This is a genomic window from Phreatobacter sp., from assembly GCF_052440005.1.
GTDB lineage: Bacteria > Pseudomonadota > Alphaproteobacteria > Rhizobiales > Phreatobacteraceae > Phreatobacter.
In genome coordinates, this window is the sequence record NZ_JBQVQL010000073.1 from 1 (window position 1) to 24,510 (window position 24,510).

The window sequence follows — 24,510 nt, forward strand, 5'->3', positions numbered from 1 at the left end:
GCCGTAGACGATGTCGCAGGCGTAGGCGGCGGCGCGCGCGGCCGGGCTCTGACCGGCCAAAACCACGCCGACCGTCAGCCCGATCGCCTCGAAGACCGGTGTCAGTTCCGCCGCGTCACGCGCCACCAGATAGTCGTTGACCGTGATGACATGGACCTGCACGCCGGCGAGCGCGACGCAGCCGGCCGTCAGCGCGGCGGTGACGGTCTTGCCCTCGCCAGTCGCCATCTCGGCGATCCGTCCGCGCAGGATCGCCTCCGCCCCGAGGACCTGCACGGCATGATGGCGCAGACCCCGGCGGCGGAAGGTCGCCTCGCGGATCAGCGCGAAGCTTTCCGCCACCAGACGGGGCGTGAAGCCCTGGGCCACCAGCCGAGGCCGCAGTGCCGCCGCCGCGGCGAGAAGGCCAGCGTCATCGCGTGCCGCCATGGTGGCCTCGCGCGCCAGTGTCAGCCGGACCACCCGCCTGCCGCGCGCATCGGCCTCGTGCCAGCGCCGGCGGAACTGCACGGCGACCAGCGCCAGGCCGCGATCCCACCAGCGCGGTTCAGGCGGTCGTCGCTCGACCGTCGGCGCGTCGGCGCGGTCGGGCGACAGCCAGGGGCGCAAGGGGCGAAACGGAGGCAGGGCCGAAAGGATCACCGCCATCGGGCCTCAGGTCTGCAGCCGGCTGAGGAACAACTGGCGCAGACGGCGCCAGCCCTGAACGCCCAGTGGCTCCCACTCGAGGTCAAAGCGCACCAAAGCCCGGGCGCCGAACAGCGCCTCTGCAGGCGGGGCGGTCAGCGCCAGGTCCACCTCGAAGTAGCGTTGCAGCGCGCGAAGGCCGTCGGGGTCGCGCGGGTCGACCAGCGCGCCGCCCCCGCCGAGCGGCCCGAGCGACGGGCTCGGAAGCCGGTCGAGCCCCGCTGGGATCTGGCGCTCGACGCGCGCCTCGAAGATTGCTTCCGCCCGACCGGGAAAGCGAGCGACGACGCTCCGGGTGCGGCTCCTCACCAGGTCTACGTCATCCTGCGAGAGGATCGCCTTCAGCCGCGGTGCGGTGTCCGGCAGCACGTGGCCGAGCGTCGCCCCTTCGGCAAGGAAGCGACCCGGGAGATCGGCTGCCAGCGGCGCCTCGAAGCGGCCATCGGCGCGCGCGCGGGCGAGGAGGCGGGACAACCGCTGGTCCAGGCGGGCGAGGTCGCCCACGGCCGCATCGCGCTCTCGCTGCAGGATCTCCAGTCGGCTTTGGTCGCCGAAGCGCTCGATCTCCAGCCGTGCATCGACCTCTGCCAGTTTGCGAGCGGCCACCTCACGCTCAGCGACCAGGAACGGCTCAGCGAGGCGCGCCAACGGCTGGCCGCGTGTCACCCGCTCGCCCGGCCTGGCGAGGAGCGCTTCCACGAAGCCGGAAGCGCCAGCGCGCACGACCGCGTCCTCGGGCAGCCACACGACGCCCTCGGCGATGACGTGATGAGGGGCGGGCGCGGCGGCGAGAAGCGCGACCGCCCCCGTCACGGCGGCCAGGCTGACGCCGACTGCCCGGCCACGCCGCTCGGCGAGGCTCGGTGCTGAAACGACGTGCTTGACGAGCTTGCCGATCGGCACGACGAGGCCGATCACCACCGCCCAGAGAGCCGCGGCGACGCCGACGAACCACCATTCGGATGCGAGGTAGAGCCCGACTGCAAGGAGTAGCGCGACCCGATAGACATAGGAGAGCGGCGCGTAGCAGGCGAGCAGCAGTCGCTCCGCCCCCGTCGCCGGATCGGGCTGCACGGTACGGGCGCCGAACAGCCGTCGTTCGGCCAGCGTCCCCCACCAGCGGTTGGCACGCGAGGCGAGGTTGGGCGTCTCGGCAAGGTCGCAGAGCACGAAATAGCCATCGAACCTCAGAAGTGGATTGCCGTTGACGAAAAGGGTCGAGAAGCCGGCGACGAGAGCAAAGTTGAACGCGATCGCGCGCGTCAGCCCTGGCTCGGCTGCAGCCCAGACCAGCAACGCCGCCGCGCCCATGAACAGATCGGCCGCCATACCGGCGGCGGACACCAGAGCGCGCTGGCGCTTGTCAGGAAAGCCCTGGACCGAACTCGTGTCGACATAGGGCACGGGGTAGAAGACCAGAAGCATGACGCCACATTCCGTCACCGAGCCGCCGAAGCGTTTGGCGGTCCAGCCGTGCGCGAGTTCGTGCAACAGCTTGGCAAACGGGAAGACAATGGCGAGGAGCGCGAGGTTCTGCGCCGTCAGTGCCTGGTCGGCGACCGCCCCGGTGAGCCCGTCCCAATGCAGTGCAAGGGCGAAGAGACCCGGGACGACGACCGCGAGCCAGACGAGCGCGACCGTCTTCAAGCCCAGGCCGCGCGTCGCCCGGTCGAGCCGGGCGAGCTGTCGGTCCGGACTGAACAGCGGCAGGGTGATCGCGATGGGGTTGCGATAGAAGCGCTGACGTCGCTGGCGCCGCTGTCGCGTCAGACGATCGAGAAGTTCGCGCGTCGCCGGGGCGATACCGGCCTGCAGGAGGTCTTGCTGGTGCAGGTGGGCGAGCACGCGCAGCGCTTCGTCCTGCCCCGGCGCTGCGTCGCCGAGCTGTTCGGCTGCCCGGCGCCAGGCATCGTCCAACGTGGTGCGGCCATCGAGTGCGCCCACGATGGCATAGGCCGGCGCCGAAAAGCGGTGGACGCGGTTTGTGGCCGGGTCGCGCACGACGTACCAGACGGTGTCGTGATAGTCGTGCGCCTCGACGGAAAGGTCGGCGCGCAGCTTCGGTTTCAGGTCGGCGACCCTGTGCCACGACGAGGAGAGGAACGGCTGGGTCACGGGCGCGGCCTCACGGCAGCCAGCGCCAGAGTGTCAGCCGCGCCCGATCGAGGGTGGCGCGCGTCCAGATCCAAAGCAGCGGCGCCCGCCCGATCTCCAGCCGCGCGACACCCTCCAGGCCCGGCCTCAGCGCGGGTGAGACGCCCTGCAGCCGTGCCTCGACGCGGAACACGGTTCGGCCATCCTGCGCGCTCGCCACCGAGGTGACGGCGGTGACGACGATCGGCAGGGGCGCTTCGGCGAAGCCGGCGAAGGCGACCTGCCCGCGCTGGCCGACCGCGACATGGCGCATGTCGGCATCAAGCGTCTGGATGACGACGCGGAAGTCATCGAGCGGCGCCACCTCGAACATCACCTTGCCCTGCTCGACAGGCGCGCCGAGGAGCTGGCTGTAGTCGCCGGACACCACCAGGCCGGTCAGTGGTGCGACAATGCGGGCGCGGGCGAGACGGGCGTCGACGAGCCCGATCTCTGCGTCGATCTGGGCGATCTGCGCCGCCGTCACGGCCAAAGCTGCGCGGTCACTCCGCGCCAGGGCTTCACGCTGGCGCTGTGCCGCCTTCTGGCGCTCGCTCTCGGCCTTCAAACGTTCGAGCCTCAGGTCACGGTCATCGAGTTCAGCGAGTGGCTGGCCTTCCTCGACCCGGTCGCCGGCGCGGGCGACGGCGCGCGCCACATAACCGGCAAAGGGGGCGACGGCCGCGCGCTGCACCGCGCCCTCCAGCGTCGCGCGGCCGACCACCCGAAAATCGCCTGGCAGCGTGGCCATGATGGCCAGCGCGACCAGGGCGCCGGCGGTCGCCAGCTTCAGGCCCGGTCGCCGCGGGCCGACGAGACGGTGCACGAAGCCGGTGACGCCGTCGACCAGCCGGCCTGAGACCCAACGGTGCCGACTTTCCTTGAGGGTGAGGATGGGGCCGGCGAGCGCGGCGACAAGATCGAGTGTCTCCATCGTGGCGGCATCGAAAGGTTCAGCGCCCGCCCTTTCACATGTGAGGACCGCAATGGTGCGGCCGCGGTCGCGGACGGGCAGCGACGCCACGGCGCGGGCCGAGCCCTCACCGGCAAGCCGCTTGTGAGCGACGTCGATGCGCGGGCGGCGGCCTTGCTCCGGTGGCGTCGCCACCCGGTCGTCCTGCATCGCGGCCTCGGCCATGGCTGTCTCGAGCCGGCGCATCGGCTCGGTGCGACGGTCGATCCAAGCCGAGGACGAGACCGCAACCAGCCGGACACGCGAGCCCTTGCGCCGCCCGAGGCTGACGCGGTCGAGCCCGAGGCGTTCGGCCAACTCGTTCACGAAGGCCATGCGGGCGCCGTCGAGCGCGTTCTCGTCGAGAAGGGCCGCAAGCGACTGAAGGGCGGCGGCTCCGCGCGCGGCACGTTCCTCACCGCCGATCCCTCCGGCGCGGGCGAGTGAGGCGCCGATCCACCCCGAGGCCCAGAGGATGCGGCGCAGCAGTCCCGGCAGATCCGCCTCGGCCAGCGCATCGCACTCGAGGGCCACCACACCGCCCGCCGCGCCCTCCAGGGCGATCGGACAGGCGAGCCGCGTCACGCCGTCCGCTGCGCCCTCCACAACCGGCCGACTCTGGGTCAGTGCGCGTTCGGCGGCTGGACCGAGCGCAGTGACGTCGCGCGCACCCTCCGGCCACAAGGCCGCGGGGGCGAAGGCACCGTCCTCACGCTGAAGCAGCAGAAGGCCGGTCCGCGCACCGGGCGCCTGCCGGCACAGGAGAGCGAGCCAGGTTGCCAGGAAACGCGCCGGTGTCTCGGGTGCCTCGAAGGCCGACCATAGCTCGGCCGAGCCCCGAAAGGCGTCCTCGACCGTGTCGCGCATCGCGCCTTTGGTCGTACGCTCCACCCTCTCCGCTCCTGGTTCCGGGAACGGCCACGTTCGATGCTGATCGCATGCGAAGTGCGGGTGCTTGTCAACCTGACGGAATCGAGAGGCGGAGCCGTCGCATCTCGCTCGCATTCGGCGGCAGTTTGGCAGTCTGCCAGGTCACGGGCGCCGCGCTCGACGTGCGGATTGCTGAACTGCTCGTTCAACTGGCGCTCTGTGGGACGAAGCAGGACCGCACCAGCGAGTTCGCCGCCTTCTACAATGCCATCGCTCGGAGCCTGCAACTCCATCGCCCGCCGCGCCGCGTCCGCCATCGCGCGTGCCCTCTCCGACTGAGACGCCGCCGCCTGCCGCCCCGCCTGAACGAATCCGGCCATCGTGCGTTGTCTGGTTTCTTCCATCCAGGCACAGGCGAGGCCCGCATGCCCCTGAGGGCCACCTACAGGCTTCAGTTCCATCGCGATTTCGGCTTCGCCGCGGCGGCGGAGATCGTCCCATACCTCGCCGATCTCGGCGTCAGCCACGTCTATGCCTCGCCCATCCTGCTGGCGCGGGCGGGCAGCACCCACGGCTACGACATCGTCGACCACAACAGGCTGAACCCGGAGCTGGGCAGCGTCGCCGAGTTCGAGGCCTTCTGCGCCGAGCTCCGGCAATACGGGCTGGGCCTCATCCTCGACTTCGTGCCGAACCACATGGGCGTGGGCGCCGACAACCCGTTCTGGCGCGACGTGCTGGAATGGGGCGAGAGCTCGGACTTCGCCGGCTGGTTCGATATCGACTGGCAGCCGGATACGCCGGGCCTCGCCGGCAAGGTGCTGGTCGCGGTGCTCGGCGAACAGTATGGCGCGGCGCTCGCCGGCGGCCACCTCTCCCTCGCCTATGACGCGTCCCGCGGCGGCTTCGACGTCACCGCCTATGACAGCCACGTGCTGCCGGTGCATCCGGCACTCTACGGCGACATCCTCGGCCGGCGCCACCGGGTGCTGGAGAGGCTCGGCGACGCCTTCGCCCATATCGGCGCCTTCCGCCCGCACGAGAAGGAGCGGGCGCGCGAGCTGCGCGAGCGGCTGCGCGCCGAGGTGGAGGCCTCGCCGGAGGTGCGCCGGGCGCTGCACGAGGCGCTCGCGCGCTTCCACGGAACGCCGGGCGACCAGGCGTCCTGGGCGAGGCTCGACCGGCTCATCGCCCAGCAGCGCTGGCGCATCGCCTTCTTCCGCGTCGCAGCCGACGACATCAACTACCGTCGCTTCTTCAACGTCAACGAGCTCGCGGGCCTCCGGATGGAGCAGCCGGCGGTGTTCGACCACGCCCACGGATTCGTCTTCCAGCTGATCGCCGAGGGCGTGCTGGACGGCCTGAGGATCGACCATATCGACGGGCTCTACGACCCCAAGGCCTATTGCCTGCGCGTGCGCGCCAAGGCGCCGCGGCCGATCACCCTGCACGTGGAGAAGATCCTCGGCCCCCACGAGGCCTTGCGCGAGGACTGGCTCGCCGACGGCACCACCGGCTATGAGACGACCAACCTCCTCACCGGGCTGATGATCGATCCGAAGGGCGAGGCGGCGCTGACCCAGTTCTACCGCCGCTACACCGGCGACCGGCGCGCCTTCAGCCGCATCGCGCGCGAGGCCAAGCTCACCTGCCTCGACAACGAGTTCGCCAGCGAGCTCTCGTCACTGGCGACCGCCGCGGCGCGCATCGCCCAGTCGAACCCGCTCAGCGCCGACTTCACCCGCCACGGGCTGAGGCGGGCGCTGCGCGAGATCATCGCCTCCTTCCGCGTGTACCGGACCTATATCGACGAGGAAGGCGCGACGACCGCCGACCGCGAGGAGATCCTGCGCGCGGTGGCCGAGGCGCGCATCGCCAACGGCGACATCGACGCCTCCGTCTACGACTTCCTCGCCGCGCTGCTGACCACCGACATCGTCGACGAGCCGGGCAGCGGCTACAGCCGGCAGGAGGTGGTCGTCTTCGCCATGCGCTTCCAGCAGGTGACCGGCCCGGTCATGGCCAAGGGCGTCGAGGACACCGCCTTCTACCGCTACATGCGCTTCATCGCCGCCAACGAGGTGGGCGGCGAGCCCGGCCGCCTCGGCGTGACGGCCGCCGCCTTCCACGAGGCTAACCGGCGCCGGCAGAAGGACGCGCCGCTGACGCTGCTCACCACCTCCACCCACGACACCAAGCGGGGCGAGGACCTGCGCGCCCGCCTCGCCGTGCTGGCGAGCGCGCCGCCCGCCTATGTCGCGGCCGTGGAACGCTGGACCGAGCGGCTGTCGCAGGCCTTCGGCGACCGCGAGACCACGCCGGACCCGGCCGACCTCATGCTGCTGTTCCAGACGCTGATCGGCCTGTGGCCGCACGGAGACGCGGCCGGTGACGACGGCGAGACGCTGCGCGACAGGGTGCGCGCGGCCATGGAGAAATCGGTGCGGGAGGCGAAGCTCAACACCGGCTGGGCGGCCCCGAACGGGACCTACGAGAGCGCGCTGACGGAGGTGGTCGACGCGCTCTTCGCCGACGAGGCCTTCACCCAGGACCTCTCTGCCTTCGTCGCGGGTATCGCCGCGGCGGGAGCGGCCAACAGCCTGACGCAGGCGGTGCTGAAGCTCACCATTCCCGGCGTGCCGGACATCTACCAGGGCGCGGAATCCTGGGACTTCAGCCTGGTCGATCCGGACAACCGGCGGCCGGTGGACTTCAGCCGGCGGCGCGAGGCGCTGGCAAAGGCTACGGCGAGCCGCGACCGGGCGCTGACCGCCGAGGACGTGCTGTCGGGCTTCGCCAAGACGGCGGCGATCCAGCGCCTCCTCAGCCTGAGGCGCGAAAGTCCCGCCCTCTTCGCGGCCCCCTACGAGGCGCTCGCCACCGAGGACGACGGCCTCGTCGCCTTCATGCGCGGCGAGCGGGGCGACCGGATCATCGTCGTGGCGCATCGCTTTCCCGGCGGCGCGGCGCCGTCCGGCACCGTCGCCCTACCGGAAGGGCGCTATCACGACGTGCTGCGCCGGCGCGACATCACGGCCGCAGCGGGCGGCCTTGCCGTCGGCGAGGTGCTGACGGCGCTGCCCGTGGCCGTCCTCGTCGCCAGCGCGGGAGGCGCCGCATGACCCGGCGTTTCGGTCCGCTGGTCACCCCCGAAGGGACGCTGTTCCGGTTCTGGGCGCCGAAGGCGGAGGTGGTGAGGCTGGAGGTGGACGGGGCGGACGCCGGCGTCATGACCCGCAGGCCCGACGGCTGGCACCTGCTCCAGCACCCGGCAGGGCCCGGCAGCCGCTATCGCTTCGTGCTGCCCGACGGGCTCAAGGTTCCGGACCCGGCGAGCCGCTTCCAGCCGGAGGGCGTGCACGGCCCCAGCGAGGTCGTCGCGCCCTTAGCCCAGCCGGCCGCTCCCTGGGCCGGCCGGCCCTGGGAGGAGGTCGTGCTCTACGAGCTCCACATCGGCACGTTCACGGCGGAGGGCACGTTCCGGGCGGCCATCGAACGCCTGCCTGCCATCGCCGAGCTCGGCATCACGGCCGTCGAGATCATGCCGGTGGCGGCTTTTCCGGGTGAGCGGAACTGGGGATATGACGGAGTGCTGCCCTTCGCGCCGGCGACGCCCTACGGGCGGCCGGAGGACCTGAAGGCGCTGGTCGATGCGGCCCACGAGCACGGCATGGCCGTGCTGTTGGACGTCGTCTACAACCACTTCGGGCCGGAGGGGAACTACCTCCCCCTCTATGCGCCGCTGTTCAACGAGGCGCACGAGACCCCGTGGGGAGCGGCGGTCAATTTCGACGCCGAGGGCCGCGACGAGGTGCGCGCCTTCGCAGTGGAGAACGCGCTGTTCTGGCTGGAGCACTACGGCTTCGACGGCCTGCGCCTCGATGCCGTGCATGAGATCCGCGACGACAGTCCCAACCACATCCTCGCAGAGATCGCCGCCGCCGTGGCGCGGCTGCCGGCGGGGCGCCCGCTTCACCTCATCGTCGAGAACGAGGACAACGAACCCGCCTGGCTGCGCCGCGACTACCGGGCCCAGTGGAACGACGACGTCCATCACGGGCTGCACGTCGCGGTGACCGGCGAGGACGAGGGCTATTACGGCGACTATGCCGGCCGGGCTGACCGCCTCGCCCGCGCCCTTGCCGAGGGCTTCGCCTTCCAGGGCGAGCCGATGCCCTACCGGGGAGCGGAGCGCGGTGCGCCCTGCCGGGACCTGTCCCCGACCGCCTTCGTCGCCTTCCTGCAGAACCACGACCAGATTGGCAACCGCGCCTTCGGCGACCGCATTCATCACGAGTCGGAGGCTGGGGCGGTGCGGGCGGCAACCGCCGCCTTCCTGCTGGCGCCCCAGATTCCGCTCCTGTTCCAGGGGGAGGAATGGGGCGCGAGCGCGCCGTTCCAGTTCTTCTGCGACCTCGGCGACGACCTGAAGGACGCGGTGCGGGACGGCCGGCGCGCCGAGTTCAAGCGCTTCTCCGCCTTCGCCGACCCCGCGCGGCGGGCCGCCATTCCCGACCCCACCGCACGGGAGACCTTCCTCGCCTCCAAGCTCGACTGGTCGGAGCGGACCCGCCAGCCCCATGCGGAGACGCTCGCCTGGTATCGCCGCATCCTCGCGGTCCGGCGCGAGCGGGTCGTGCCGCTGCTCTCGGCCATGGCCGCCGGCGACGGGGAGGTGACGGACGCGGGGGTGATCACGGTCACCTGGCGCAGCGGCGACAGCCGTCTTTCGCTGCTCCTCAACCTCTCGGCCGAGGCGCGGCGGCATGGCGAGGCTCCGGCAGGCGACATCCTGTGGTCGGAAGGACCGGGCTGGGCTGAGGGGCGGCTCGGCCCCTGGACGGCGCTATGGAGCATCGAGCGGGCTTGACCCGCGCCGCTGCTGCAGGAGCTGGATGCGCCGGCCGGCGGCGGGATCATCGAGCAGTCTCGCGGCCGGACCCGGCAGGCGGTGGCGCCAGTTCGGCTTCTCGGCCGTGGTGCCCGGCACGTTCGGCTGGACGTCGAGGCCGAGCACATCCTCGACCGCAATGACGGCGAGGGCCGAGGGCGTTCCCCCCACATAGGCGACGGCGGCATCGACCACCGCGTCCGGCGCGTCGGCTGGCGGGCGCTCGCACGAGACGAGGCCCGCTTCCTCCGCCGACCCCCAGAACAGACCCCGGTCCCAGGCGCGCGCGCCCTGCCCTGCCGCGTCGTCAGGGTCGAGGTCGACCCCGCGCCACCAGCCGGCCGTGGCGATCATGTCGTGGGTGGAGGTCATGGCAATGGCGTCGGCATCCCAGTTGGACGGATGGCGATGGCCGTGGTCGTCGCGCTCGAAGCGCAGCACGCGCATGCCGGCGATGCCCTCCGCCTGCAGCTTCTCGCGATAGCCGTGGGGCAGCGTCCCGAGATCCTCGCCGATGACCACCGCCCGGTGACGCAGGGCCTCCAGCGCGGTGAGGCAGAACAGGTCCTCCGACGGCATGGCGAGATAGGCGCCCTCGGTGGCGGAGGCGCCTTCGGGCACCATCCACAGGCGGTCGAAGCCCATGACGTGGTCGATGCGAAGGCCGCCGACGTGGGCGAGGCTCGCCCTGAGCATGGCGATGAAGCCGGCAAAGCCGCTGCGGGCAAGGCCCGTCGGCGAGAAGGTGGTCAGGCCCCAGTTCTGCCCCTCGGCGGCATAGTAGTCCGGCGGGGCGCCGATCCCGAGCCCCGTGAGCATATCGGCAGGGCGGCTCCAGCACTGACTGCCGGCGCCCTCCACGCCGATGGCGAGGTCGGCGATGATGCCGATGCGCATGCCGGCCTCGCGGCAGCGGGCCTGGGCCGCCTGTTGCGAGCGCTCGGCGAGCCATTGCGCGAAGACCTGCCGGTCGACGGCCTCCGCATGCTCCTGCCGGAACGCCCGGACCGCGGGAGACGCGGCGTCGGCGAAAGCGTCGGGCCAGGTGCGCCAGTGCCAGCGGCCGGCGTCCTCGCGCAGCATGGCGCCCTGCAGCACCTCGAAGGTGGCGTGGTCGATCAGGGCCTGCGGCGCGGCGGCGCGGTAGGCGGCGAAGTCGGCGGCGAGCGGACCGCCCGATGCGGCGAGCCGCCGGTGCAGATGGTCGAGGAGGACCTGCCGGACCGGCGTCGCCGCCTCCCACGACACGGCGGGAGTGCTTTCCAGCGCCTCCATGTCGGCGCCGATCCCCGCCTCGCGGATGGCCGCCTCGACCGCATCGGCGCCGAGGACGAGGACCGGGTCCGCATGGAGCGGGTTGGCAAAGAGGCGGGTCGAGGGCGAATAGGGACTGAAGTGCCCAGGCGCCGCGCCGAACAGGGCATGGGTGGGGCTGACGGCGACGGCGTCGGCGCCGCGCGCCCCCGCCGCAGCTCCCAGCGCGGCGACGCCGCCGAAATTGCCGATGCCGCCGTCGTGGCGAGATCGCAGCGCGTAGATCTGCGCCGCGAGGGCCCAGCCCCGCCCGCCGAGCCGTTCGGCGATGGTGGGGCCGCGCGCCGGCGCCACCGCCAGGGTCACGGTGCGGCCGGCCTGGTGGACCTGGTAGTAGCCCGGGGTCGCGGGAGCTTGCATGACCGTCCCGGAGACGTCGGCGGAGAGCGTCACCGCCACCCCGGCGCCCCGCTCGTCTTCCAGCGCGACTGCGTCGCCGGAGAAACCCGCGCTCCCGAGGGAGACCTGCCGTCCAACCCGGGTGGTCACCAGGGGTCTGTCCCTGACCGAGGGGGCGCCCGCGGGCTGGTCGGGCGACACGTCCATGGCGGCGAGGATGGCCCTCAGCGTGTCGATGGAAACCGGCCGGATCTCGCCGCGCTGGTCCCGCCAGTCGAGCGCGATGCCGGAACGCCGGGCGAGGTCGCGAAGGTCGTCGTCGCGCATGTCAGCCGCGTCCTTCCGGCTTCAGGATGAGGATGCCGAGCGGCGGCAGGGTGAGTCTCAGGGAGAAGGCCTCCCCGTGAGAGGGCTCGGGAGCGGCCTCGACGCCGCCGCCGTTGCCGAGGCCGGAGCCCCCATAGGCTACCGCGTCGCTGTTGACGACCTCGCGCCAGAAGCCGGGCTCGCGCACGCCGACGCGATAGGCGGCGCGCGGCACCGGCGTCATGTTGGCGATGACGAGAACCTCGTCGGTGCCGTCGCTGCGGAAGAAGGCGAAGACCTGGTTGTCCCGGTCGTCGGCGATGATCCACCGGAAGCCGTCGGGTTCGCGGTCCCGGCGATGGAGGGCGGGAATGTCGCGATAGGCGCGGTTGAGGTCGGCGACGAACTGCATCGCGCCGCGCGGCAGGAGGGCGTCCTCCGCCGGCCAGGGGAAGGGCGCATCGGCGTTCCATTCGGCCTCGGCGCCGAATTCGCAGCCCATGAACAGCAGCTTCTTGCCGGGATGGGCCCACATCCAGCCGAGGAGGAGGCGGAGATTGGCGAAGCGCTGCCAGTCGTCGCCGGGCATGCGGGCGATGAGCGAGCCCTTCCCGTGCACGACCTCGTCGTGGGAGATCGGCAGCACGTAGTGCTCGGAATGGGCGTAGACGAGGCCGAATGTCAGGTCGTTCGGATGGTGGCCGCGGTGGATCGGGTCGCGCCCGAAATAGCGCAGCGTGTCGTGCATCCAGCCCATGTTCCACTTGAAGTGGAAGCCGAGCCCCTCCTCGTCGGTGGGCGCGGTGACGCCCGGCCAGGCGGTGGATTCCTCGGCGATGACGACGGCGCCCTCCCCCTCCGCGTCGATGAGGTCGTTCAGCTCGCGCAGGAAGGAAACGGCCTCGAGGTTCTCCCGTCCGCCATGGACGTTGGGGATCCACTCGCCGGGCTGGCGGCTGTAGTCGCGGTAAAGCATGGAGGCAACGGCGTCGACGCGCAGCCCGTCGAGGTGGAAGGTGCGAATCCACCAGAGCGCCGAGGCCATCAGGAAGCCGCGGACCTCGCGGCGCCCCAGGTTGTAGATCATCGTGTTCCAGTCGGGGTGATAGCCCTCGCGCGGGTCCTCGTGCTCGTAGAGCGCCGTGCCGTCGAAGCGCGCAAGGCCGTGAGCGTCGCCGGGGAAATGCGAGGGCACCCAGTCGAGGATGACGCCTATCCCCGCGGCATGGCAGCGGTCGACGAAGCGGGCGAGGTCGGCGGGATCGCCGAGCCGGGCGGTGGGCGCGAAGAGCGACAGGGGTTGGTAGCCCCAGGAGCCGCCGAAGGGATATTCGGTGATCGGCATCAGCTCGACGTGGGTGAAGCCGAGATGCTGCACATAGGGGATCAGCCGGTCGGCCGCCTCGGTCCAGCTGCCCTCATGGCCGTCATGGGTGCGCAGCCATGAACCCACATGCACCTCGTAGATGGACATGGGGCGGCGGCTGTCGTCGGCCTCTGCCCGGGCCGCCATCCACTCCCCGTCGGTCCAGGCGAATCGCGGCGGAGCAGCAACGATGGAGGCCGTACGGGGCGGCAGCTCGGTGCGCCGCGCCAGCGGGTCGGACTTCCAGGGCAGGCGTTCGCCGGAGGGACCGGTGATGGCGAACTTGTAGGCCGCGCCCGGCGCGAGACCTGGAATGAACAGCTCCCAGACCCCCGCCTCCCAGCGCCGGCGCATGGGGTGGCGGGCCGGGTTCCAGCCGTTGAAGTCGCCGACGATGGAGACGGCACGCGCGTTCGGTGCCCAGACGGCGAAGCCGACGCCCTCGTGGCCGGCATGCCGGCAGGGCACCGCCCCCATCCGCTTGGCAAGGTCGCGGTGCCGCCCCTCGGCGAACCAGTGGAGGTCGTCGCTGGAGAGCATGGCGGGCAGTCCATAGGGGTCGACGGTGCGCTGAACCGCGCCTGCCCAGTGCACGACGAGGCGGTAGTCGATGGGCTCGGGCAGGAGCGCCTCGAAAAAGCCCGGTGACGTTTCGGCGAGCGGTGTCGAGGGACCACCGCCTGCGGGCTCGACTTCCGCATAATAGGCGCCGGGCAGGGCCTGGCGAATGCGCAGGCCCGTCCCCTCCCGGTGGGGGCCGAGGACGGAGAAGGGATCCCCGTGGGTACCGGCGAGCAGGGCGTTCACCACGCCCTGCGGCAGGCTGGTCCCGGGCGCGGCCACGGTCTCGCTGGCGCGCGGAGTGGAGCGGCGGATCACCACGTGGCCGCCTCCCTCCGGGCAGGCCGGCCTGCCCGGGGCGCGATGGCAAAGGGATGCCGGGCCGACCCAAGGGGATGCGGCACGGCGAGACGGAACAGGAGGCGGCGGATGTCGCGCATGATGATCGAGAAGCGAGCCTATGAGATCTGGGAAGCGGAGGGCCGCCCGCCGGGGCGGGCCGAGGCCCACTGGGAGGCCGCGGAGCGGGAGCTGACGGCGGCGCAGCCGACCTCCGCCACCGCCACGCCGACGGAGTCCGCCCTGGAGCGGGCGACCGCCGTGCTCGGAAAGCCCGCGGCCAAAACCCGGGCTCCGCGCGCCGCCGCGGCAGGTTCTGAGGCACCCGACGGCAAGGCTTCGCCCTCGGCGCCCAGCGGGGCCGGCTCGGGGCGACGCAAACGGAAAGAACCGTGAGCCGAGGGAAACAAGGGCAGTTACGCCTCCAGTGCCCGTGAATAGATGGTGGCGTAGCGCGCCGTCGCGCCCGTCCAGTCGAAGCGCTTGGCGATGGCGTTGCGCCGCATGGCGATGAGGTCGGCGCGGCGCCGATAGGCGCCGAGTGCCCGGTCGACCGCGCCGCCCAGGCTCGACGAGGAGAGGCTCGAGAACAGGAAGCCGGAGCGACCGTCGTCGATGGTATCGGCGAGGCCGCCGGTGCGGTAGGCGATCGGCAGGCTTCCGGCGCGCTGCGCATACATCTGGCTGAGGCCGCAAGGCTCGAAGCGCGAGGGCATGAGCAGGAAGTCGCTGCCGGCGAAGACCTGCCGCGCCTCCTCGTCGTCGAAGCCGATATGGACGCCGACCGCGTCCGGGTGACGTTCGCCGAGGCGCTCCACGGCCGCCTCGAGCTCCGGCTCGCCGCGCCCTGTCACGACCAGCTGGCCGCCGCCGGCGATGATGTTTTCCGCCGCCTCCACCGCGAGGTCGACGCCCTTCTGGTGGACGAGGCGCGAGATGACGGCGAAGAGCGGGCCGCGCGAGGGCGTCAGGCCGAAGATCTTGCGCACCTTCCTGGCATTGGCGCGCTTCCATTCGCTCAGCGCCTTGGGGTCGAGGGCCTCTTCCGGCGGTATCACCATGCGGTCGTCGATGCCGTTGAGGATGCCGGTCAGCTCACCGGCGGCGTAGCGGCGGCGCAGCATGCCGTCGAGGCCGCAGCCGTGCTCCGGCGTGGTGATCTCGCGCGCATAGGTCTCGCTGACGGTGGTGAGGTGCGTGGCGAAGGCAATGCCGGCCTTGAGGAAGGAGAGCTGGCCATAGAACTCGGCCCCCTCGGAGGTGAAGGCGGCGTCGGGAATGCCGAGGCTGTGCAGCCGGTCGGCGCCATAAAGCCCCTGATAGGCCAGGTTGTGGATCGTCAGGATCGTGGCCGGCTTGTCGCGGCCCTCGCGCGTGGCGAGGTACAGCGGCGCAAGGGCTGCCGGCCAGTCGTGGGCATGGAGGATGTCGGCCTTCCAGTTGGGGTCGGCCTCACCCGCCGCGACCTCCGCGGCCGCCAGCGACAGGCGGGCGAAGCGCACGTCGTTGTCGGCGAAGTCGCCGGCGCCATAGGGGCCATAGGGCGAGCCGTCGCGGTCGTAGAGTTCGTCGCAGAGGACGACATAGACGACGAGACCGTCGGGACGGGTCAGGCGGCCGAGCGACCAGGCAGGCAGGCCGGCCGAGGCCGGCATGGAGCGAACGACGTCGATCGACCCGCCCTTGCGCCGCACCTGCCGGTATCCCGGCATGAGCACGCGGACGTCGCAGAGGCGGGTGAGCTGGCGCGGCAGGGAGGCGGAGACCTCGCCGAGGCCACCGGCCTTGATGAAGTCGCCCATCTCGGGCGTGACGAAGAGAACACGCGGCCTTTTGCCGCCGAGGGCCGGCGGCGCCTGCGGGTTTTCCTGCGGGGCGGCGGACGCCTCCGGCACGACGGCGGGATCGGCAGCAATCAGAGGCTCTTCAGAAGGGCTCTCGAAGACCTGCATGGTACGCTCGCGGAGATTCAAGGGAGGTCGCGACTACAACGACAGGGCGAGTGACGAAGTTCCTGTTGCGATGCAAAAAAGAGTCCGGCCCGATCGCTGGTCCGGGGAACCCCGTCCGGACGATCGCGTTGCTCGCCAGAACGTGCAGATCGCCTGCCCGCGAGAGCCTTAAGAACCCCCCATGACAGCAACGCGAATGACGCCGGGCGTCCCCCATGACCTCGGCGCGACCTTCGACGGCGACGGCGTCAATTTCGCGCTGTTCTCCGCCCATGCCGACCGCGTGGAGCTCTGTCTCTATGACGAGAGCGGCCGCACCGAGACCGCACGGCTGACCCTCCCGGAATATACCGACGAGGTCTGGCACGGCTACGTCCCCGGGCTGAAGCCGGGCCAGCTCTACGGCTACCGGGTGCACGGGCCGTTCCGCCCCGAGGAGGGGCACCGGTTCAACCCGAACAAGCTTCTGATCGATCCCTATGCGCGCCAGCTGCACGGCACCATCGCCTGGGACCCGGCCGTCTATGGCTACGTCCTCGGTACGGAGGAGGACGCCGACCTCACCTTCGACGAGCAGGACAGCGCGCCCTTCATGCCGAAAGGCGTGGTGAGCGACTTCGGCCTCGACGCCGCCCGTCCGGCGGGCCCGCGGGTGCCCTGGGACCGCACGGTGTTCTATGAGACCCATGCCGCCGGCATGACGCAGCTCCACCCGGCCGTGCCCGAGGCGCTGCGCGGCACCTTCGACGGGCTGGGGCAGCGGGCGATCATCGACCACGTGAAGAGCCTCGGCGTCACCTCGGTCGAGCTGCTGCCGATCCACGCCTTCGCCGACGACCACCGGCTGGAGGACCTCGGCCTCAGGAACTACTGGGGCTACAACAGCATCGCCTTCTTCGCACCGATGGGCCGCTATCTCGGCAGGAAAGGCCTTGCCTCGTTCCGCGACATGGTCCGCGCCTACCACGACGCCGGCATCGAGGTGATCCTCGACGTGGTCTACAACCACACCGCCGAGGGCAACGAGCGCGGCGCGACGCTGTCGTTCCGCGGCATCGACAACTTCTCCTACTACCGCACGATGCCGGACGCCCACCGCTACTACATCAACGACACCGGCACCGGGAACACCGTCAACACCAGCCATCCCCGCGTGCTGCAGCTCGTGCTGGATTCGCTGCGCTACTGGGTCGAGGTGATGGAGGTCGACGGCTTCCGCTTCGACCTCGGCACCATCCTCGGCCGCGAGCCGCACGGCTTCGACCCGCGCGGCGGCTTCTTCGACGCCGTCGGCCAGGACCCGGTGCTGCGCAAGGTGAAGCTCGTCGGCGAGCCCTGGGACATCGGGCCGGGCGGCTACCAGGTCGGCAGCTTCCCGCCGGGCTGGGCCGAATGGAACGACAAGTACCGCGACACGATTCGCGGCTTCTGGAAGGGCGAGAACGGCCTCCTGCGCGACATGGCGGCCCGGGTCACCGGCTCCGGCGACATCTACGACCAGCGCGGGCGCAGGCCCTGGGCGGGCGTCAACTTCGTCACGGCCCACGACGGCTTCACCCTCGCCGACCTCGCCACCTACGAGGAGCGCCACAACGCGGCGAACGGCGAGGACAATCGCGACGGCCACGGCCACAACCTGTCGATCAACTTCGGCGTAGAGGGCCCGACCGACGATCCGGCGATCCAGACCCTGCGCCGGCGCCACATGCGCAACCTGATGGCGACGCTGCTGCTCTCGCACGGCACGCCGATGCTGCTGGCGGGCGACGAGTTCGCCAATTCGCAGGACGGCAACAACAACGCCTATTGCCAGGACAACCCGATCGGCTGGCTCAACTGGGACGCGGTCGGTGCCGAGGGCGAGGCGATGATCCGCTTCGTCCAGGACCTGATCCGGCTGCGCGCCGAGAACGCCATCTTCCGCCGCGCCGGCTTCCGCGACGAGGTGGTGCTGCGCTGGCTGAATCCGGCGGGCGGCGATCAGGAGGAGGAGCACTGGGACGACGACCTCGCCCGTGCCATCGCGCTGTTCATGGTGTGCCCGGACGTGACCGAGGGGTTCTCCGAAGCGCTGGTCCTGTTCAACGCCTCGGAGAACGGCGTGTCCTTCACCCTCCCGGAGCGGGCCGGGGGACAGGGCTGGACCGTGCAGGTGCGCACGGAAGACGAGGGCGGCAACCCGGAGGACGGCGCGGTGATCCTCGGGCCCCGCTCCCTGATGGTGCTCGCCTGACGCGGCTCAGCCGCGCCAGTCGGCGGCGGGCAGGTCCCAGATGGTGCGGGCATAGTCGCGGATGGAGCGGTCGGCGCTGAAATAGCCGCATCCCGCGATGTTGGCGGCGGCCATGCCCTGCCAGGCGCCGGGATCGCGCCAGAGGCCGTCGACCCGGCGTTGGGCCGCCTGATAGGCGGCGAAATCGGCGAGGACCATGAAGGTGTCGTCGCGCTTCAGCGCCTCGACCAGCGGCCGGTAGCGCTCGGGCTCGCCGGGCGAGAAGGCGCCGGAGGCGACCGCGTCCAGCACGTCGGCGAGGCGGGAATCCCCGCGCAGGATGTCCTCGCTCCGGCGCGGCGCGCGGCGCTCCTCGGCGACCTCCGCGGCCGTCATGCCGAAGATGACGATGTTGTCCTCCCCGACCCGCTCGGCGATCTCGATATTGGCGCCGTCGAGAGTGCCGATGGTGAGCGCGCCGTTGAGCGCGAACTTCATGTTGCCCGTGCCCGAGGCCTCCATGCCGGCCGTCGAGATCTGCTCGGAGAGGTCGGCGGCCGGGATGATCAACTCGGCGAGGCTGACGTTGTAGTTCGGCACGAAGGCGACCTTCAGCCGGTCGCGCGTCACGGGGTCGCGGTTGATGACGGCGGCGACGTCGTTGATCAGGCGGATGATGGACTTGGCGGTGACGTAGCTCGACGCCGCCTTGCCGGCGAAGATCTTCAGCCGCGGGGGGATGTCGCGCCAGGGCTCGGCGCGCAGCGTGTCGTAGAGGGCAATGGTCTCGAGGATGTTGAGCAGCTGGCGCTTGTACTCGTGGATGCGCTTGATGTGGACGTCGAAGAGCCAGGAGGGATCGACCGCGAGGCCGAGGCGGTCCCTCAGCTGGCCGGCGAGACGCTCCTTGTTGGCGCGCTTGATGGCGCCGAGCCGGTCGCGGAAGCCGGATTCGCCGGCATGGGCGGCGAAATCGGCGAGGTCGACCGGGTCGTCCAGGCGCTCCCGCCCGCAGGTCTCGGCGACGAGGGCTGCGAGGGCGGGATTGGCACCGATCAGCCAGCGCCGCGGCGAGACGCCGTTGGTGACATTGCGGATGCGGCCCGGCGCCATCTTCGCCAGGGGAGCGAAGACCGTCTCCTCCATCAGCCGCGAATGCAGGGCGGAGACGCCGTTGACGCTGTGCGAGCCGACGAAGGCGAGATGGGCCATGCGCACGCGCCGGCCGTGGTGCTCGTCGATGAGCGACAGTTCGGCGAGGTCGGGATGGCCGGGTATGCGCGCCGCGGCGTCGAGGAAGACGGCGTTGATGCGGAAGATGATCTGCATGTGGCGCGGCAGCAGCCGCTCCATCAGCGTCACCGGCCAGGTCTCCAGCGCCTCCGGCAGGAGCGTGTGGTTGGTGTAGGCGATGCTGCCGCGCGTCACCTCGAAGGCCTCGTCCCAGGGAAGGCCGTAGTCGTCCACCAGGAGGCGCATGAGTTCGGCGACGGCGAGGGCGGGATGGGTGTCGTTGAGCTGGATCGCCGCGCGGCGGTTCAGCGTGCGCAGGTCCTCGCCGTCGCGGACATGGCGCAGGACGAGGTCATTCAGCGCGGCGGCGGTGAAGAAATACTCCTGCCGCAGCCGGAGCTCCTGGCCCTCGGGGGTTGAATCGTTCGGGTAGAGGACGCGGGAGATGGCCTCGGCCCGCACGCGTTCCGACACGGCCCCGGCCAGGTCGCCGCGGTTGAAGGCCTCGAGGAACAGCGGCTCCAGGGCGCGGGCGCGGAAGAGCCGCAGCGTCGTCGTCGCCTGGCCGCGCCAGCCGACCACCGGCATGTCGTAGCTGACCGCCAGGACCCGCTCGGCGGGGATCCAGCGGGCGGCGTCGCCCTCGCCCTGTTCCACCCGCCCGCCGAAGCCGATCTCGTAGGCGCGGTCGCTGCGCTCGAACTCCCAGGGATTGCGGAAGGAGAGCCAGTCCTCCGGGCGCTCCACCTGCTCGCCCTGCTCGATGGCCTGGCGGAAGAGGCCGTGTTCGTAGCGGATGCCGTAGCCGATGGCCGGCACGCCGAGGGTCGCCATGGATTCCATGTAGCAGGCGGCGAGGCGGCCGAGGCCACCATTGCCGAGGGCGGCGTCCGGCTCCAGCGTCTCCAGCGCGTCGAGAGACTGGCCGAACTCGGCGAGCACGTCGCGCAGGGCCTCGCGCAGACCGAGATTGCTGAGGGAGTCGTTGAGCGAGCGGCCGATGAGGAATTCGAGCGACAGGTAGTAGACGCGCTTGCCGACCGGGGTGGAGGGCGGGCGCCAGGAATCGACCATCGCGTCGCGCACGGTGAGGATGGCGGCGGTCAGCCAGTCGTGATCGGCGGCGTCCTCCGGCAAGCGGCCGACGGAATAGCGCAGCTTGCCGAGCAGGGTCTGTCGCAGGGCGGAGCGGGACGCAGGCTGGTGCATGACGAAACCTTCTCGCGGGCGCGGGCGATTCCCCTCCGAGAACCTCTGACAGCGTTACGCTGCGGGCGCGTGGGCCGGCAACCGGCCCCGGATACCACCCGGCTTCAGCGGCCGCGGAGCCAGGCGAGGAATTCCGGTGCGGCCTGGCGGACGGTCAGGGCCAGGTGCAGCGCCGTGGTGCGGGCCCAGCCGCGGGTGCGGTAGCGGCGGCTGCTGGTGGTGACGCTCGCCCCGACCGGCCGGACGGGCACGCCGGCACGATGGGCGCGCCAGACGAGGAGGTGGTCCTCGCCGCGGGGGACGGCGGGATAGCCTCCGAGTTGCCGGAACAGACCCGCCTCGATGCACAGCGCCTGGTCGCCGAAGGGCAGGCGCAGGAGACGCGAGCGCAGGCGGGCCCCCGCGCCGTTCAGCGCCATGACGGCGGGTCCGTCGAAGGAAAGGTCGAAGAAGAGCAGGGCGCCGGGATCGCGCCGGACGGCGGCGCGCAGGGCCTCGACCGCGTCCTGCGGCAGGCGCGTGTCGGCATGGACGAACCAGAGGAAGGCACCACGGGCTGCGGCGGCGCCGGCATCGAGGGCCTCGGCGCGGGTGCCGCCGCGCGCGAGAATCACCTCCATGTCCGCAGGCAGGCGCGCGATCAGCTCCCCGGGCGCCGGTTCGTCCGCCGCCAGCGGCACGACGACGCTGAAGGTCGGCGGATCGACGGCCGCCGTCCGCCGCTGCTCGACCGCAACCGTCACGCCGGCGTCGCAGCGCCGCAGGCAGCGCCGCCGAGCACGCAGAAGGTGGCGCAGAAGCGATGGTTGAGCGGCACCGGCCGGGCCGCCTCTTCAAGGGTCGCGCCGAGTTCGAAGGCGGGGTCGTAGGCGATCAGCGTGCAGGCGAGCACGGAGGGGCCGGCCGCGCCCTTGCGGCGCACCACCATGCGGGCGGAGGCGCACATGACGTCGTCCGGGCTCTTGTGGAGGATACCCCAGCAGGCCTCGGTGATCTCCGGCGGGTCGGCGTCGGCACGCATCTCGGGGAATACGACGAGACTGACGGGATCGTCCCAGTCGAGCGCTATGCCTTCCGCGGCGAGGGTGCGGCGATAGCCCTCGCGCGAACCCGCTTCCGCGTCGGCGGCGAGCCGGCGGCCGGCAAGCTCCAGGCGGAAGCCGCCGCCCGCGAGGAAACGCAGCCCGTCCATCGCCTTGGCGAAAGCCCCGGGACCACGTTCGGCGTCGTGGACGACAGCGCGGTAGTCGTCGAGCGAGACGCGGATGCGGAGCCTGGCGCCATGGGCCTGGCGCAGCCGGAGCAGCGCGGCGCGGTGGCGCATCATCGGGCGCATGGCGTTGGTGAGCACGAGGGTCTCGTGGCCCGCCTCCAGCACCGCCTGGAGGATCGCGATGATCTGTGGGTTCATGAAGGGCTCGCCGCCGGTGAGCCCGATCAGCGTCACCGGCAGGCCGTCACGGCGGATCTCGTCGAGCGAGGCCTGCACGTCGGCGAGCGTCAGATAGGCGAGTTGATCGTTCTTCGGCGAACTCTCGATGTAACAGTTGCTGCAGGTGATGTTGCAGAGCGTGCCGGTGTTGAACCACAGCGTCTCGAGGCGCTTCAGCGCCACGGCGGCGCGCCGTTCGCCCTTAGCGGTGACGGCGGGATGTTCGAACTTGCCGATGGTCCGGCCGCCTGGCTCTCGGGTGGTCTGCTGCAAAAGGCTGCACTCCGTGGGGGTCGCTTCGTCGCCGTTCGCATCCCGGCCGCAAATCGTTACGCGGGGAGCCACCTTTGGTGTCACGATGGCGACCGGTGATTCAAGCGGCGGAGGCGGTGGCGGCGACAACTTCGTGTGAGGGGGCGAAACGCGGCCACCCTCCCGCCCGAAGGAAACATGCCGGACGCTGAAAGGTTCACACAGGCCATGGACACTGCCCCCTCCCCCTCCGCCGCCAGGCGACCGACCCTGAACGGCGACAGCGTCTCCTGCGACATCTGCGTCATCGGCGCGGGCTCGGCCGGCCTCTCGGTCGCGGCAGGCGCGGTGCAGATGGGTGCCTCCGTCGTCCTCATCGAGAAGGGCGAGATGGGCGGCGACTGCCTCAACACGGGCTGCGTGCCCTCGAAGGCGCTGATCGCCGCCGCCCACAAGGCCCATGCCGCGGCCGCGAGCGCGGCCTTCGGCGTCACCTTTCCCGCGCCGGAGATTCGCTTCGACACGGTCCACGACCACGTCCACGGCGTCATCGCCGCCATCGCGCCGCACGACAGCGTCGAGCGCTTCGAGGGCCTCGGCGTCATGGTGATCAGGGCAGCGGCGCGCTTTCTCGACACCCGCACGGTGGAGGCGGGCGGCCGGCGCATCCGGGCGCGACGCTTCGTGGTGGCGACGGGCTCGCGCGCGGCCGTCCCGCCAGTGCCGGGGCTCGCGGAGAGCGGCCATCTCACCAACGAGACGATCTTCGGGCTACGGCAGCGGCCTGACCACCTCGTCATCATGGGCGGCGGGCCCATCGGCGTCGAAATGGCGCAGGCCTTCCGCCGGCTGGGATCGCAGGTCACCGTGATCGAGCAGCAGGCGATCCTGGGCCGTGACGAACCGGACGCGGTTGCCGTGGTGCGCGAGGCGCTCCTCGCCGACGGCGTCGCCCTGATGGAGGGCCGCAAGGTCGCGGCCGTGCGGCGCACCGCGGACGGCGTGGCGGTCGACCTCGCCGACGGCGCGCCGGCGATCACCGGCAGCCACCTTCTCGTCGCCACGGGGAGGCGGCCCAACGTCGAGGGCCTCGGCCTCGAGGCGGCCGGCATCGCCACGGGCGACAAGGGCATCACGGTGGACGCGCGGCTCAGGACCAGCAACCGCTCCGTCTTCGCCATCGGCGACGTCTGCGGCGGACCGCAATTCACCCATGCCGCCGGCTATCAGGCGGGCATCGTCATCCGCAATGCGCTGTTCCTGCTGCCGGCCAAGGTGAACTACGCCGCCCTGCCGCGGGTCACCTACACCGACCCCGAACTCGCGCAGGTCGGCCTGACGGAGGCGGAGGCCCGCAAGGACGGCCACGCGGTGGAGGTCCTCTCCTCGCCCCTGTCGATGAACGACCGGGCGCAGGCGGAGCGCCGCACCGACGGCTTCGTCCGCGTCGTCCTCGGCGCACGGGGCCGCATCCTCGGGGCGACCATCGTCGCCCCCCATGCCGGCGAGATGATCGGCCTCTGGGCCCTCGCCATCAGTTCCGGCGCGAAGATCGGCGCCGTGGCCGGCCTCGTCCTGCCCTATCCGACCCTGTCGGAAGCCTCGAAACGGGCCGCGGGGAGCCACTTCACGGCGAAGCTCTTCGGCCCGACGACGCGCGCCGTGGTCGGCTTCCTCCAGCGCATCATCCCCTGAGGAGGCCCCATGTCGCCCCGCGCTCTCGCAACGGACCGGCGTGTCTGGATCGCCCTCGCGGCGGTGGTCGTGCTCGTTGGCCTGCGCTGGTCGGGGGTGGCGGACTATCTGTCGCTGGAGACGCTGCGGACCCACCGGGGAACGCTCGCCGCCTGGGTGGCGGCCAACGGCGTCCTGGCCGCGGCGGCCTTCGTCGCGGTCTATACCCTGGCCGTCGCCTTCTCCGTCCCCGGCGCGGTGTTCCTGACGCTGGGCGGCGGCTTCCTGTTCGGGGCGGCGCTCGGCACGGCGCTGACCGTGACGGCGGCGACCATTGGCGCGACCCTGGTCTTCCTCCTGGCGCGCACGCTGTTCGGCGCCAACGCCCTCGACCGTTTCGGCCAGCCTGCGGCGCGGCTCGCCGCGGGCATCCGCCGCAACGCCGCCTCCTACCTGCTGGTGCTGAGGCTGGTGCCGCTATTCCCCTTCTTCCTCGTCAACCTGGTGCCGGCCTTCGTCGGCGTGCCGCTCGCCACCTATGTCGCGACGACCTTCGTCGGCGTCATCCCCGCGACAGCGGTCTTCTCGCTGGCGGGAGCGGGCCTCGGTTCGGTGCTCGACCAGGGCGGCACCATCAGCCCGGCGTCGATCCTGACGCCGGAGATCCTCGCCGGGCTCGGCGGCCTCGCCCTCCTCTCGCTGGCGGCGATCCCGCTGCGGCGCTGGCTGGAGAGGCGCGACGGCGGCGAGGCGGGGTGACATGGGCGCGGAGACGATCGGCCTCGGGC

The 24,510-nt window shown here is 71.4% G+C and carries 14 protein-coding genes and 1 pseudogene; 6 read left to right on the forward strand and 9 right to left on the reverse strand.

Going from position 1 to position 24,510, the window contains the following annotated elements; genetic code table 11:
* From ACT6XY_RS16730 to ACT6XY_RS16740, 3 genes and pseudogenes are all read right to left on the reverse strand, one after another.
* A pseudogene (locus ACT6XY_RS16730) lies at window positions 1-648 on the reverse strand (prepilin peptidase); the annotation flags it as partial.
* Between the two features lie 6 nt (window positions 649-654).
* Window positions 655-2,802 (reverse strand): peptidase M50, encoded by a 2,148-nt coding sequence (locus tag ACT6XY_RS16735; protein ID WP_444749466.1) that lies wholly within the window; start codon window positions 2,800-2,802, stop codon window positions 655-657.
* Between the two features lie 10 nt (window positions 2,803-2,812).
* Window positions 2,813-4,777 (reverse strand): HlyD family efflux transporter periplasmic adaptor subunit, encoded by a 1,965-nt coding sequence (locus ACT6XY_RS16740; RefSeq protein WP_444749467.1) that lies wholly within the window; start codon window positions 4,775-4,777, stop codon window positions 2,813-2,815.
* A gap of 290 nt (window positions 4,778-5,067) precedes the next feature.
* Here ACT6XY_RS16740 and treY point away from each other — a divergent pair, with 290 nt between their 5' ends.
* Window positions 5,068-7,764, forward strand: a complete 2,697-nt coding sequence (gene treY / locus ACT6XY_RS16745; protein ID WP_444749468.1) for a malto-oligosyltrehalose synthase — start codon at window positions 5,068-5,070, stop codon at window positions 7,762-7,764.
* Entirely contained in the window at window positions 7,761-9,512 is a 1,752-nt protein-coding gene (gene treZ, locus ACT6XY_RS16750) for a malto-oligosyltrehalose trehalohydrolase (protein WP_444749469.1), read from the forward strand. The genes treY and treZ overlap by 4 nt, the downstream gene beginning before the upstream one ends.
* Here treZ and malQ read toward each other — a convergent pair.
* Both malQ and glgB read right to left on the reverse strand, forming a co-directional pair.
* Window positions 9,489-11,513: a 4-alpha-glucanotransferase gene (gene malQ, locus ACT6XY_RS16755; RefSeq protein ID WP_444749470.1), complete on the reverse strand. Its 2,025-nt coding sequence runs from the start codon at window positions 11,511-11,513 to the stop codon at window positions 9,489-9,491. The two genes, treZ and malQ, sit on opposite strands and share 24 nt — an antisense overlap.
* Window position 11,514: 1 nt before the next feature.
* Window positions 11,515-13,701 (reverse strand): 1,4-alpha-glucan branching protein GlgB, encoded by a 2,187-nt coding sequence (gene glgB, locus ACT6XY_RS16760; RefSeq protein ID WP_444749479.1) that lies wholly within the window; start codon window positions 13,699-13,701, stop codon window positions 11,515-11,517.
* Between the two features lie 147 nt (window positions 13,702-13,848).
* Between glgB and ACT6XY_RS16765 the strand changes: the two genes are divergently transcribed.
* The gene (locus ACT6XY_RS16765) at window positions 13,849-14,154 is read left to right on the forward strand and encodes a DUF2934 domain-containing protein (RefSeq protein ID WP_444749471.1); all 306 of its coding nucleotides are present in this window, start codon (window positions 13,849-13,851) and stop codon (window positions 14,152-14,154) included.
* Between the two features lie 20 nt (window positions 14,155-14,174).
* Here ACT6XY_RS16765 and glgA read toward each other — a convergent pair whose 3' ends face one another.
* The gene (gene glgA, locus ACT6XY_RS16770) at window positions 14,175-15,710 is read right to left on the reverse strand and encodes a glycogen synthase GlgA (protein WP_444749472.1); all 1,536 of its coding nucleotides are present in this window, start codon (window positions 15,708-15,710) and stop codon (window positions 14,175-14,177) included.
* A gap of 181 nt (window positions 15,711-15,891) precedes the next feature.
* Between glgA and glgX the strand changes: the two genes are divergently transcribed.
* Window positions 15,892-17,943, forward strand: coding sequence for a glycogen debranching protein GlgX (gene glgX / locus ACT6XY_RS16775; RefSeq protein WP_444749473.1), 2,052 nt, complete (start codon window positions 15,892-15,894; stop codon window positions 17,941-17,943).
* Between the two features lie 6 nt (window positions 17,944-17,949).
* Here glgX and ACT6XY_RS16780 read toward each other — a convergent pair whose 3' ends face one another.
* The 3 genes from ACT6XY_RS16780 to ACT6XY_RS16790 all read right to left on the reverse strand — a co-directional run bounded on the left by ACT6XY_RS16780 (window position 17,950) and on the right by ACT6XY_RS16790 (window position 22,069).
* Complete coding sequence (locus ACT6XY_RS16780) at window positions 17,950-20,364, reverse strand: glycogen/starch/alpha-glucan phosphorylase (RefSeq protein WP_444749474.1); 2,415 nt, start codon at window positions 20,362-20,364, stop codon at window positions 17,950-17,952.
* Between the two features lie 104 nt (window positions 20,365-20,468).
* Window positions 20,469-21,107, reverse strand: a complete 639-nt coding sequence (locus ACT6XY_RS16785; RefSeq protein ID WP_444749475.1) for a hypothetical protein — start codon at window positions 21,105-21,107, stop codon at window positions 20,469-20,471.
* Complete coding sequence (locus ACT6XY_RS16790) at window positions 21,104-22,069, reverse strand: radical SAM protein (RefSeq protein ID WP_444749476.1); 966 nt, start codon at window positions 22,067-22,069, stop codon at window positions 21,104-21,106. The genes ACT6XY_RS16785 and ACT6XY_RS16790 overlap by 4 nt, the downstream gene beginning before the upstream one ends.
* Window positions 22,070-22,276: 207 nt before the next feature.
* Between ACT6XY_RS16790 and ACT6XY_RS16795 the strand changes: the two genes are divergently transcribed.
* Window positions 22,277-23,743, forward strand: coding sequence for a dihydrolipoyl dehydrogenase family protein (locus ACT6XY_RS16795; protein WP_444749477.1), 1,467 nt, complete (start codon window positions 22,277-22,279; stop codon window positions 23,741-23,743).
* A 9-nt stretch (window positions 23,744-23,752) separates the two neighbouring features.
* A complete protein-coding gene (locus ACT6XY_RS16800) occupies window positions 23,753-24,481 on the forward strand; it encodes a TVP38/TMEM64 family protein (RefSeq protein ID WP_444749478.1) in 729 nt (242 codons plus the stop codon).
* Window positions 24,482-24,510: the final 29 nt, after the last annotated feature.